This is a genomic window from Corynebacterium lipophiloflavum DSM 44291 (assembly GCF_000159635.1).
GTDB lineage: Bacteria > Actinomycetota > Actinomycetes > Mycobacteriales > Mycobacteriaceae > Corynebacterium > Corynebacterium lipophiloflavum.
In genome coordinates this window covers 263,388-275,307 of sequence record NZ_GG667192.1, presented here as the reverse complement: position 1 = coordinate 275,307, position 11,920 = coordinate 263,388, and the positions used below count along the sequence as shown (strand labels likewise).

The window sequence follows — 11,920 nt, the reverse complement described above, 5'->3', positions numbered from 1 at the left end:
ACGGTTCGGGGGGTTTGTGACAGGCTGCCGGCTAGTGCTTTTCGCGCGGAATCCCGTACTGCAGATTGAGCTGCGTCGTGGTCCAGATCAGCAAAACCGCGCCGATGGCGACGAGCCACAGCTGCCAGAACGCAACACCGAGGCCGAGGAAGAAGATGGCTCCCGACATCGCGAACGGCCAGATGGAGTGGGGCGAGAAGAAGCCGAGCACGCCGGCGCCATCCTCAATCTCCGCCTCCTCCCAGTCCTCCGGGACGATATCCATGCGGCGCTCGGTGAAGTCGAGGTAGACGGCGAGCATGAAGGAGAGGGCGGTTGCAAGCACAAGGCCAACGCTGCCGACCCACTCGATTCCGAACAGGTACGCGTCATCGCCGATCCAGGTGGTAGCCAGGATGTAGAACACAGCGATCAGGGCAAGGAAGGTGCCCAGGGCGTAGAAAACTTTGGATCCAGGTCCCATTGCTCTTCGCTTTCTTAGACGTTCTGGTTGGGGTCGGTGTAGTTCTGGCCGTCGCGGGTTCCGACGCGGTCAGAGTTGAACGGGCGGGTGGTCGTGGCGTACGGATCCTGCCCGATGGACTCAAGCGCCTGGGCGTTGGTGGCGTCCGGGTTGTCATTGCGGAACTGGATGTACGCGCGGAAGTCCTCCGGCGAGACAGCACGAACCTCGAAGTTCATCATGGCGTGGTAGGTGCCGCACATCTCGGCACAGCGGCCGACGAAGGCGCCTTCACGGTCAATGCGCTCAATCTGGAAGGAACGCTGCTGCTGGTTCGACTCCGGGTGCGCGTACACGTCGCGCTTGAACAGGAACTCCGGGACCCAGAAGGCGTGGCTCACGTCGCCGGAGGCGAGGCGGAACTCGATCGGCGTTTCGGTCGGCAGCACGAGCACCGGAATCTCATCGGTGGTGCCGGTGGTCTCGATGACGTTGTAGTTCAGGTACGACATGTCGCCCGTGGACGTGCCATGGATCGGGTTGGCATTGGGCAACTCCTCGGCTTCGTACTTCGTATCTTCAGCCAGCGCCTGGCGCTGCTCATCCGCACCGTTGTAAAGTTGGCCCGTCGGGGAGAGCTCTTCGCCGATCTGGGCGTAGCCGAATTTCCAGTTCCACTGGAACGCCGTGACGTCGACAGTGACCTCGGGATCCTTGTCCAAGGCGACGGCCTTGGTCTGCGCCTGCACGGTGAAGAAGAACAGGACAAAGACAATGATGATCGGGACGATCGTCAGGCCGAGCTCGAGTGGCACGTTGTACTGCAGCTGCTTCGGGAACTCGTCATCGGTCTTCTTGGCCTGCGCCTTGGCGTTCCACTTGAAAACTGCCACGAGGAACAGTGCCCACATGATAATTCCGATGGTCCAAGCGGCGACCCAGACCCAAACCCAGAAGTTGTACATCTGGACACCCTCGGGGGTGATCGGGTCGGGCCATCCCATGTCGAGCACGTTGGCCAGCGCTGCCGGCGGTGCTACCTCGCAACCAGCCAGAGCGAAGCTGCCGAGCAGGAGCGAGCCCGCGACTGCGACCTTCTTGGCCAAGCTGCGGTTCTTATCCTTTTCCACGTGTGTATGCCTTCCTGTCCACACTCCAACAATCGAACGCCCATGACTAGATAGCCCTTATACATGCGGCTGAGCATTCCTACCCAGTCAGAATAGTTCATCGGGCCTTTTCCATTGGAAAACGCTGGCACTCGCGCAGGTTTCGGCGCCGCACCCAATTCCCACCCCGTTACCCCTCGCGCCCTTTGCGCAGGTGGGGTCCCTAAAACATCACGCGATCCGGTTCCAGAAAACTCAGGTGTAGCCCAGCTCACACAACACCGCGGGGGAATCATCCTAAAGTTGGCCCCCATCCGGGGACGCGCCAAAGGATGAACCACGATTGACGCTCTTGCGAGCCAGGTCGGTTCACACTGCGCCCCGTTGAAACCCTATTCTTGGGACAATGGCGTCGCTCAAGCGGCGCGACCTTATATATAGGAGGCATTGACGCATGTGCGGTCTCGTCGGTTTTCTCGCCGCCAACAATGACGCATCCCATTTTGTAGGGGCAGTTGAAAGGGCTCTTCCCTGCATGTACCACCGCGGGCCAGATGCTGCGGGGACCTGGAACGACGATGACGCGGTGTTCGGTTTCAACCGTCTGGCGATCATCGACATCGAACACTCCGACCAGCCGTTGCGGTGGGGCCCCGCCGCAAACCCCGAGCGCTACGCGCTCGTGTTCAACGGCGAAATCTACAACTACCTGGAGCTGCGCGAGGAGCTCGCCGCTGCGGGGTACGAATTCAACACCTCCGGAGACGGCGAACCGATCGTGGTTGGCTTCCATCACTGGGGCGCCGAGGTAGTTAACCACCTGCGTGGCATGTTCGGCTTCGTCATCTGGGATACCGAGACGCGCACGATGTTCGCGGCGCGCGACCAGTTCGGCATCAAGCCCCTGTACTACGCCACCACCGACAAGGGCACCGTCTTCGCCTCCGAGAAGAAGTCCATTCTCGAAATGGCGAACGAGCTTGGCCTTGGGCTGGAGCTCGACCGCCGCGCGATTGAGCACTACACTGACCTGCAGTATGTGCCGGAGCCCGAGAGCCTGCACGCTCAGATCCGCCGCGTCGAATCCGGAAGCACCGTCACTCTGCGCCCGGGCGGCACCGTGGAAGTGAAACGCTACTACACCCCCGAGTTCAAAACGACTCCTGTAGCCAAGGGCAGCGAGCAATCGCTTTACGACGCCATCGCCCGCGCGCTGGAAGATAGCGTCGAAAAGCACATGCGAGCTGACGTGACCGTGGGCTCCTTCCTTTCCGGCGGGATTGACTCCACCGCGATCGCCGCGCTGGCCAAGCGGCTCAACCCGAACCTGTTGACCTTCACCACCGGGTTTGAACGCGAGGGGTACTCTGAGGTCGACGTCGCCGCCGAATCCGCCGCGGCGATCGGCGTTGAGCACATTGTGAAGATTGTCTCCCCCGAGGAGTACGCCGCAGCAATCCCGAAGATCATGTGGTACCTCGACGACCCGGTGGCCGACCCCTCCCTTGTTCCGCTGTACTTCGTGGCGCAGGAAGCGCGCAAGCACGTCAAGGTTGTGCTCTCCGGCGAGGGTGCCGACGAGCTGTTCGGCGGTTACACCATCTACAAAGAACCGCTGTCGCTCGCGCCGTTTGAGAAGCTGCCCTCTCCCCTAGCCCGCGGGCTCAACCGGCTCAGCCGCGTCCTGCCGGACGGCGTGAAGGGAAAGAGCTTGCTCGAGCGCGGCACCACCCCGATGGAGGAACGCTACTACGGCAACGCGCGATCCTTTAACTTCGAGCAGCTCCAGCGCGTTCTGCCGTGGGCGAAGCGCGAGTGGGACCACCGCGAGGTCACCGCCGGAATCTATGCAGCCTCCCGGGAGATGGATCCGGTGGCACGCATGCAAAACCTCGATCTGTTTACCTGGATGCGCGGCGACATTTTGGTCAAGGCCGACAAGATGAACATGGCCAACTCACTGGAACTACGCGTACCGTTTTTGGACAAGGAAGTGTTCAAGATCGCCCAGACCATCCCGTTTGACCAGAAGATCGCCCACGGCACGACCAAGTACGCCCTGCGCAAGGCGATGGAACAGATCATTCCCACCCATGTTCTGCACCGCAAGAAGCTGGGCTTCCCGGTGCCGATGCGCCACTGGCTCGCCGGCGACGAGCTGTTTGGTTGGGCGCAGGACACCATCCGCGACTCCGCAACCGACGACATCTTCAACAAGCCCGAGGTTCTGGAGATGCTCAAGGAGCACCGCAACGGGGTCGCCGACCACTCGCGCCGACTGTGGACGGTGCTGGCGTTTATGGTGTGGCACGGCATCTTTGTCGAGCACCGCATTGACCCGGACATCGAGCACAAGGACTACCCCGTGACGCTGTAGCCAGCAGGTCCCGCATTCGGGGGGTTCAGCTGCCGGGGCTACGCCGCGCGTTGCACCAGACCCAAAACCCCCTTTCAGGGCGCGGAGTGCCAAGAGTTGCATCACGGACGTAGCTTTTGACACTTTCCCAGCTCGTGGCGCAGCACGATGTAAAATTTGGCACTGGCAACGCAGCAGATCACATCAGCCCGCCCCCAACAAGCGATGCACTAAAAAACGCCCCGAGCGCGTGGCTGGGGGCGTCGACAAGCGAGCGCGATCTAGTTGAACGAGTCGCCGCAGGCGCAGGACCCGCCGGCGTTGGGGTTGTCGATGGTGAAGCCCTGCTGCTCAATGGTGTCGGCGAAGTCGATCGTTGCGCCCATCAGGAACGGCACGCTCATCTTGTCAACGACCAGGCGGACGCCGCCGAACTCGTCGGCCTTGTCCCCGTCGAGGTCACGGTCGTCAAAGTACAGCTGGTAGCGAAGGCCAGCGCAGCCGCCCGGCTGAACGGCGATGCGCAGTGCGAGGTCGTTGCGGCCTTCCTGGTCGAGGAGGGCCTTGGCCTTGGCCGCGGCCGCGTCGGTCAGCGTGACACCGGTGGTGGAGGTGGGTGCAGTCATGTAAAGCTCCTTGACAAACTGTGGAAGATCTTGCGAGCCAGCCTACCTACTGCCCGCTTCTTGCGGTACAACGCCAACCCGCTCGGACATATTCCAGCAAACTACCCCGCGCCTTGTAGCCTTAAGTGCGTGAAACTTCCGTGGCAGAAAACCGAAAACACCAAGGCGGCCGCCGGCTCCACCAAAATCGAGCTGCCGCAGCCCGCCGCACGCGATGGAGAGCGCGCCGACGCTACTGAAACGCGGGAGGACAAGAAGCTCCCGAAGGGCTACACCCCGCCAAAGGGGCGACCCACCCCGAAGCGCATTGAGCAAGAAGTCAAGCGTGGAGTGGTGCGAGACCCCAACGCGCTCACGCCCGCTCAGCAGAACCAGCGCAACAAGGAATTGCGCAAGTCCATGTCCAAGCAGGAATGGAAGGACTACAAGAGGAAGCAGCGCGAAGAGCGCCGCGCGTCGAACCGCGAGATGCAGGCCCGGATGGACCAGGGCGACGAGCGCTACCTGATGGACCGCGATAAGGGCGAGGTCCGACGCTACGTGCGCGACTGGGTTGATTCGCGCTATTTCATCAACAACTGGGTCATGCCAATCGCACTGGTGATCCTGGTGCTGACGTTCTTGGTGTCCTTCGCCGGCCCGCGGGTGGCCAACGTCATTTCGTTGGTGTCCATGGCGTTCATGCTGATGATCATCGCCGAGGGATTCATCATCGGCCGCTCGGCGAACAAGGCCGTGAGCGCCAAGTTCCCCGGCACCGACGACACCGGCTTCTCGCTGGGCATGTACGCCTTCTCGCGTGCAACTCAACCGCGCAAGTGGCGCACACCGAAGCCGCAGGTCGCCGCCGGATCGAAGGCGGAGTGATGTTTGCCACGGTAGACATTCCGGACGAGGCGGCAGGGGCCCGCGTGCGGGAGCGGCTCGCCGCCTCTGTGCGGGGGCGCTCTCTTGGCCGGCTGGGTGACATCGCCGCCTGGGTCGCGTCCGTGACCGCGTCTTCTACCCCGGAGCCGTTTGACAGGGCGCGCGCGATCGTCATCGCGGGCAACCACGCCGTGGCGCAGCGCGGGGTTTCGGCGTTCATGCCGGAGGCCACGGCCGTGCAGGTCGAGGAGATCCGGGCCGGGGGCGGCCCCGCGAACACGGCGGCGCGCATCGCCGGGTGCACGTTGCGGCTTGTCGACGACTTCGCCGACGCCCCCCACGGCTCCATCGACATCGAGGACGCGATGAGCCAGGAGGTCTTCGACCAGGCACTCGCCTTGGGCACCCAGATCGCCGACAACGAGGTCGACGCCGGCACCGACCTCATCATCCCTGGGGACCTCGGCGTGGGTAACACCACGGTCGCGGCGGCCGTGTTCGGCGCGCTCACCGGCACCGAACCCGCCGTGGCAATCGGGCGCGGCAGCGGCATCAACGACGAGGTGTGGAAGGTCAAGGTCGTCGCCGTGCGCGACGCCATGTTCCGCGTCCGCGGGTTCCGCGACGACGTCCCCGCGGTACTGCGCGCGATCTCGGGCCCGGACTTCGTCACGCTCGTCGCTTTGATCGCCCAGGCCGCGGTTCGCCGCACGCCCGTGCTTATCGACGGCGCGTACGTCGCCGTTGCCGCATTCGTCGCTGAGAAGCTCGCCCCGGGTACGAAACGGTGGTTGATTGCGGGGCAGCTCAGCCCGGAGCCCTGCCACGCGGTGTGTGTGCAGGCGCTCGAGCTCACCCCGGTTCTCGCGCTCGATATGTCTACCGGCCAGGCCGCCGGCGCACTGCTCGCCTTGCCGGTTATCAACGGGGCCGCCGAGCTCGCGGGCGAGGAGCTGCGCAGCCACGAGGGCTAGCGGGGGGCTTGCCCTCCCGCTTCACGCCATTTACGCGGTGGCGGCCGCCTCGACGAGGAAGTGGTTCCACCCGTGGGTGTCCTCGACCTCGCCTTCCTGGATAGCGCGAAGCTGCTTGCGCAGCTTCATGGACACTTCACCGGCCTCGTTGCCGCTGATGGTGAACTCGCCGGAGTTCGACATCACCTTGCCCACCGGTGTGATCACGGCCGCCGTGCCGCAGGCGAGCGTCTCGGTGATCTCGCCGGAGGCGACGCCGTCGCGCCATTCGTCCACGCTGATGCGGCGCTCGTCGGTGCCGTAGCCGAGGTCTTTGGCCACCTGGAGGATGGAGTCGCGGGTGATGCCGGGCAGTAGCGAGCCGGACAGCGACGGGGTGACAATCGTGACACCCGTATCGGATGCCTCGGACCCGTAGACGAACATCAGGTTCATGCCGCCCATTTCCTCGATGTAGGTGCGCTCGATGGCATCGAGCCACACGACCTGGTCGCAGCCTTTCTGCTCTGCCTGGGCCTGGGCGAGCAGCGAGGCGGCGTAGTTGCCGGCGAACTTCGCATCACCGGTGCCGCCCGGTGCGGCGCGCACGTAGTCTTCGGAGATCCACACCGACACCGGCTTCACGCCGCCGCGGAAGTACGCGCCGACCGGCGAGGCGATGACGTAGAAGGTGTAGGACGACGACGGCTTGACCCCGAGGGAGGCCTCGTTGGCGATCATGAACGGGCGCAGGTAGAGGGAGGATTCCCCGCCGGCTTCGGGGACCCACGCTTCGTCGATGGTGACGAGCTGGCGCAGCGATTCCAAAAACAGCTCGTCGGGCAGTTCCGGCATGGCGAGCCGTCGAGCGGACGAGCGCATGCGCGCGGCGTTTTGCTCGGGGCGGAAGGTGGTGATCCCTCCGCCGCGGTTGCGGTACGCCTTGAGTCCCTCGAAGATGGCCTGCCCGTAGTGCAGCACGCTCGCCGCGGGGTCGAGCGAGATCGGCGCGTAGGGGCGGACCTGCGGGTCGTGCCAGCCACGCTGCGTGCTCCACTCGATGGAGACCATATGGTCGGTGAATACCTGGCCGAACTTCGGCTCCCGGAGTACCTCCGCGCGCTCGGCGTCGGGGGTCGGGTTGGGGTTGTTCGTCACAGTGGATTCAGTGGGGTTGAGCGTGGTCATGCGCCATACTCTACTCCTTCGACAATATACGGTTATTAAAAGATGAACTTTTGGTTTTCACCGGGAAGAAAGGATTGCTTCTACATGACGTTCGAGGTTTCCCTGCCGGCGCGCGGCACCACCGTTGAACTGGAATTCGCCACCCAGGTCCCCACAGATCCGGGTGTCTCGCTGGTGCCCGTGACCTCCGGAGATGGCCTGGAGCTTCCGGTCACGGCGCTGGCTGTCGAGGGACTGTTGGAGGGCCTTGAGGCCGTCGGCGCGCGCGGCAAGCAGGGCGAGGTCACGCGCCTGCTTATCGACGACCACCTGACGCTGTCCTTCGGCCTCGGGGACTCCGACGAGATCGACGAGGACGCCGTGCGCCGCGCCGCCGGTGCGCTCGCGCGCAACCTCACGGGTGTCGAGCGCGCCACGGTCACCACCGAGCTGGGTATCCGCCCGATCGTCGAGGGGCTCCTGCTCGGCGGCTACCGCTACACGGGGATGAAGACCCAGCCTGAGGAGGCTGAAGCACCGGTGCGCATCACCGTCGTCGGCGGCGATTCCGCCGAGGCGCGCGAGGAGTTTGAGCGCGCCGTTGTCGTCGCCGAGTCCACGCTGCTCGCCCGCGACCTTGTCAACACCCCCGGCAACTTCCTCTACCCGGAGACCTACGCGCGCATCATGGAGGAAGTCGCCGGACAGTGCGGGCTCGACGTGGAGGTCTACGACGAGGAGTACCTCGCGGTCAACGGGTTTGGTGGCATTCTCGCCGTCGGTAAGGGCTCGACGCGCCCGCCGCGCCTGGTCCATCTGGTGTGGGACGGCACCGAGGGGGCGTCGTCACGCGCGATTGCACTTGTGGGCAAGGGCATCACGTTCGACACCGGCGGGATTTCGCTCAAACCGGCGCCGCAGATGGAGGACATGATCTCCGACATGGGTGGCTCGGCCGCTCAACTGGCCGCCATCGCCGCCGCGGCGCGCCTCGGCGTGGGCGCGCGCATCGAGGCGTGGCTGCCGTTGGCGGAAAACATGCCCTCCGGCAGCGCGACTCGCCCCGGCGACGTGATCACGCACTACGGCGGCCTGACGAGCGAGGTGCTCAACACCGACGCCGAAGGGCGCCTCGTGCTTGCCGACGCTCTAGCCCGCGCATCGGAAGATCAACCCGACTACCTCATTGAGGTGGCCACGCTGACCGGTGCCCAGATGGTTGCGCTGGGCACCCGCACCTGCGCAGTCATGGGCTCCGATGAGTTCCGCGACCGCGTCGCCGAAATCGGCCGCGCAGTGGGTGAAAACGCGTGGTCCATGCCGCTGCTCGAGGAGCAGGAAGAGGAGCTCCGCTCCCCGATTGCTGACATCCGCAACGTCCACAATTCCCGCAACGGCGGCATGCTCTACGCCGGCCTGTACCTGTCCCGGTTCGTCCACGAGGACACTCAGTGGGTGCACATGGACATCGCCGGGCCATCCTGGAACACTGGCAGCGCCCACGGCTTCACGCCGAAGCGCGCCACGGGCACGCCTGTGCGCACCATCGTGGAGGCGCTGAGCGAGCTGGCTGGCAAGTAGTTAACTGAGCGGGTCTTCGCCGCGCTCGAACTTCGCGCGGCGTTGCCGCTGCTCGGCGCGCCTGCGCAGGATGCGCTCCTGCTCCATCTTCTTGCGCATGCGCTCCGGGTAGCCCGTCTCTTCGACGTCGTAAAGCGTGATGCCCAAAAGCTTCGCCACAGCGTCGATTCCCTTCGGGCCCCCGATGCGGCGGCGGGTGAAGTTGCCGGCTTCGTCGACAAGCACGACGGACATCTCGTTGAGAACAGTCTCCGGCTCCACGAAGCCCTCCACATACGCGCGCCCCGCTGCCCACTGACGGAGGTGCTGCGCGTCGTCAGGGCGGATCGTCTCGCCCGGAGCGCGCGGGGGTTTGAGCGGCGAGGAGGATTTCCGCTTGCCGAAGAGGTTGAACACGCATCTCATCATACGACCCCCCGTGACCGACAGCACACCCGGGAAACGGGTACTCTAAAGCCTTGAAGATGACGTCGTAATTTACCTGCGAGGAGACAGAAACCATGGCGCACTCAGTAGAGATGCCCGAGCTGGGCGAATCGGTAACCGAAGGCACTATCACCACGTGGCTGAAGGAGGTCGGCGACACCGTCGACGTCGATGAACCGCTGCTCGAGGTCTCCACGGACAAGGTCGACACTGAAATCCCCTCGCCCGTCGCAGGCGTGATCCTCGAAATCAAGGCCGCAGAAGATGACACCGTCGAGGTCGGTGAAACCATCGCGATTATCGGCGAAGAGGGCGAAGCGTCCTCCAGCGACTCCGACGCCCCTGCGGATTCCTCCGATAACGACGCAGCTGACGAGGCTGAGGCACCTGAGGCAAAGGAGAAGCCTGCTGCGTCCGAGAAGGCCGATAAGCCCTCGTCCGGTTCCCTCACCGACGTTGAGATGCCGGAACTGGGTGAATCCGTCACCGAGGGCACCATCACCACGTGGCTGAAGCAGGTCGGCGACGACGTAGAGGTCGACGAGCCGCTGCTCGAGGTCTCCACCGACAAAGTCGACACCGAAATCCCCTCGCCGGTTGAAGGCACCCTCGTTGAAATCCTCGCCGAGGAAGACGACACCGTCGAGGTCGGCGCCGTCATCGCCCGCGTTGGCGACGCAGACGCAGACACGGCTGCCGCCGCACAGCCTGAGGAAACCAACCGCGGTGAGGACAACGTTGCCGACGCCGACGAAGACGTCACCGAGGACAACTCCGCCGCAGGTGAGGGCACCAACCCGGAGGACGCTCCGAAGAAAGACGAGAAGAACTCCTCCGCAACCAACCTGAAGGGCTCCGGCGAGTCCACCAAGGTCGAAATGCCCGAGCTCGGTGAGTCCGTCACCGAGGGCACCATCACCACGTGGCTGAAGCAGGTCGGCGATATTGTCGAGGTCGACGAGCCGCTGCTCGAGGTCTCCACCGACAAGGTCGACACCGAGATCCCTTCGCCGGTGGAGGGCACGATCCTGGAGATCCTCGCTAAGGAAGACGACACCGTTGAGGTCGGCGCGACCATCGCCATCATCGGCGACGCCGAAGCCGCTGCGGGCGACTCCAGCGAGGACACCCCTGAGGCCAAGGCGGCGACCGAGGAGCCTGCCGAGGAAGAGGAGAAGGAAGAGCCCAAGCAGGACGACAAGGCCGCTGCTGGTTCCGCCGCCAACGAGCGCTCTGAGCAGGACGCCAAGAAGGACAGCGCCGACGAGGAGGCCTCCAACGCGTCTGCCGCGTCGACGAAGCTGGACGACCGCGGCGACAAGGTTCCGTATGTCACCCCGCTGGTGCGCAAGCTCGCCGACAAGCACGGAGTTGACCTGAACTCGATCGAGGGCACTGGCGTCGGCGGGCGCATCCGCAAGCAGGATGTCCTCGCCGCCGCCGAGGGCGCCAAGGCTGACTCGGGTGACTCCTCCAGCGAGGCGGCTGCGGATAAGGCGCAAGCCCCGAAGGACCCGCGCGCGAACTGGTCCACCGCCGGCGTCGACTCCTCCAAGCAGGAGCTGATTGGCACCACGCAGAAGGTCTCTCGAATCCGCCAGATCACCGCGTCGAAGATGGTCGAATCGCTGCAGACCACCGCGCAGCTCACCCACGTGCAGGAAGTGGACGTCACCGCTGTTGCCGCCCTGCGCAAGAAGGTGAAGCCAGAGTTCGTGGAGAAGTACGGCGTCAACATCACCTACCTGGCGTTCTTCGTCAAGGCTGCGGCCGAGGCCTTGGTCTCCCACCCGAACGTCAACGCGTCCTACAACGCCGAGGCGAAGGAGATCACCTACCACGCGGACGTCAACCTCGGCATCGCCGTCGACACCCCGCAGGGGTTGCTCGTTCCCGTGTTGAAGAACGTGGAGAAGATGAACTTGGCCGACATTGCCACGGGCATCGCCGATCTGGCAGACCGCGCGCGCAACAAGAAGCTGCGCCCGGATGACCTCTCCGGCGCCACGTTCACGGTGACCAACATCGGTTCCTCCGGTGCGATGCTGGACACGCCGATTCTCACACCGCCGCAAGCCGGCATCCTGGGCACGGCCGCGATTGAGAAGCGGCCGGTTGTCGTCACCGACAACGGCGTTGACGCCATCGCGATCCGTCAGATGACCTACCTGCCGTTTACCTACGACCACCAGCTCGTCGACGGTGCCGATGCCGGCCGCTTCGTCACCACGATCCGCGACCGCATCGAAACGGCCGCCTTCGAAGATGACCTGGGGCTCTAAGCTAAACCCCGCGTAACGTTGGCCTCTCCGGTGCACCTGCCGGGGAGGCCACTGTTTTCCCAGTACAGAGCGGTAGGTGTGGCTTATGCCACCGACACCATGGGGTTGTGT

10 protein-coding genes are annotated in these 11,920 nt (G+C 64.4%); 5 read left to right on the top strand and 5 right to left on the bottom strand.

Translation table 11 applies throughout. The features are described 5' to 3' along the window. Positions 1–31 precede the first annotated feature (31 nt). On the bottom strand, positions 32–463 hold the full coding sequence (gene ctaF / locus HMPREF0298_RS04470) for an aa3-type cytochrome oxidase subunit IV (RefSeq protein ID WP_006839922.1): 432 nt from the start codon (positions 461–463) through the stop codon (positions 32–34). A gap of 14 nt (positions 464–477) precedes the next feature. Then, positions 478–1,572, bottom strand: a complete 1,095-nt coding sequence (ctaC, locus tag HMPREF0298_RS04465; RefSeq protein ID WP_006839921.1) for an aa3-type cytochrome oxidase subunit II — start codon at positions 1,570–1,572, stop codon at positions 478–480. Between the two features lie 433 nt (positions 1,573–2,005). Here ctaC and asnB point away from each other — a divergent pair, with 433 nt between their 5' ends. Next, entirely contained in the window at positions 2,006–3,928 is a 1,923-nt protein-coding gene (gene asnB, locus HMPREF0298_RS04460; RefSeq protein ID WP_006839920.1) for an asparagine synthase (glutamine-hydrolyzing), read from the top strand. 260 nt (positions 3,929–4,188) lie between these two features. Here asnB and HMPREF0298_RS04455 read toward each other — a convergent pair whose 3' ends face one another. Continuing rightward, positions 4,189–4,533: a HesB/IscA family protein gene (locus HMPREF0298_RS04455; RefSeq protein ID WP_006839919.1), complete on the bottom strand. Its 345-nt coding sequence runs from the start codon at positions 4,531–4,533 to the stop codon at positions 4,189–4,191. A gap of 129 nt (positions 4,534–4,662) precedes the next feature. Here HMPREF0298_RS04455 and HMPREF0298_RS04450 point away from each other — a divergent pair, with 129 nt between their 5' ends. Further along, a complete protein-coding gene (locus HMPREF0298_RS04450; protein ID WP_006839918.1) occupies positions 4,663–5,400 on the top strand; it encodes a DUF3043 domain-containing protein in 738 nt (245 codons plus the stop codon). After that, positions 5,400–6,374: a nicotinate-nucleotide--dimethylbenzimidazole phosphoribosyltransferase gene (locus HMPREF0298_RS04445; protein ID WP_006839917.1), complete on the top strand. Its 975-nt coding sequence runs from the start codon at positions 5,400–5,402 to the stop codon at positions 6,372–6,374. The genes HMPREF0298_RS04450 and HMPREF0298_RS04445 overlap by 1 nt, the downstream gene beginning before the upstream one ends. A 30-nt stretch (positions 6,375–6,404) precedes the next feature. Here HMPREF0298_RS04445 and HMPREF0298_RS04440 read toward each other — a convergent pair whose 3' ends face one another. Then, entirely contained in the window at positions 6,405–7,541 is a 1,137-nt protein-coding gene (locus HMPREF0298_RS04440) for a branched-chain amino acid aminotransferase (RefSeq protein ID WP_006839916.1), read from the bottom strand. An 84-nt stretch (positions 7,542–7,625) separates the two neighbouring features. Here HMPREF0298_RS04440 and HMPREF0298_RS04435 point away from each other — a divergent pair, with 84 nt between their 5' ends. Further along, entirely contained in the window at positions 7,626–9,101 is a 1,476-nt protein-coding gene (locus HMPREF0298_RS04435) for a leucyl aminopeptidase (RefSeq protein WP_006839915.1), read from the top strand. Here the strand turns inward: HMPREF0298_RS04435 and HMPREF0298_RS04430 are convergent, their stop codons facing one another. After that, positions 9,102–9,497, bottom strand: a complete 396-nt coding sequence (locus tag HMPREF0298_RS04430; RefSeq protein ID WP_040422675.1) for a hypothetical protein — start codon at positions 9,495–9,497, stop codon at positions 9,102–9,104. Positions 9,498–9,601: 104 nt separating this feature from the next. Here HMPREF0298_RS04430 and sucB point away from each other — a divergent pair, with 104 nt between their 5' ends. Continuing rightward, the gene (sucB, locus tag HMPREF0298_RS04425) at positions 9,602–11,809 is read left to right on the top strand and encodes a 2-oxoglutarate dehydrogenase, E2 component, dihydrolipoamide succinyltransferase (RefSeq protein WP_006839913.1); all 2,208 of its coding nucleotides are present in this window, start codon (positions 9,602–9,604) and stop codon (positions 11,807–11,809) included. Positions 11,810–11,920 lie beyond the last annotated feature (111 nt).

Excerpts from the sequence above, each read along its gene's own strand:
- sucB (WP_006839913.1), top strand. The coding sequence starts at position 9,602 with ATGGCGCACTCAGTAGAGATGCCCGAGCTGGGCGAATCGGTAACCGAA.
- HMPREF0298_RS04440 (WP_006839916.1), bottom strand. The coding sequence starts at position 7,541 with ATGACCACGCTCAACCCCACTGAATCCACTGTGACGAACAACCCCAAC.
- asnB (WP_006839920.1), top strand. The coding sequence starts at position 2,006 with ATGTGCGGTCTCGTCGGTTTTCTCGCCGCCAACAATGACGCATCCCAT.
- HMPREF0298_RS04455 (WP_006839919.1), bottom strand. The coding sequence starts at position 4,533 with ATGACTGCACCCACCTCCACCACCGGTGTCACGCTGACCGACGCGGCC.
- HMPREF0298_RS04445 (WP_006839917.1), top strand. The coding sequence starts at position 5,400 with ATGTTTGCCACGGTAGACATTCCGGACGAGGCGGCAGGGGCCCGCGTG.
- HMPREF0298_RS04435 (WP_006839915.1), top strand. The coding sequence starts at position 7,626 with ATGACGTTCGAGGTTTCCCTGCCGGCGCGCGGCACCACCGTTGAACTG.
- ctaF (WP_006839922.1), bottom strand. The coding sequence starts at position 463 with ATGGGACCTGGATCCAAAGTTTTCTACGCCCTGGGCACCTTCCTTGCC.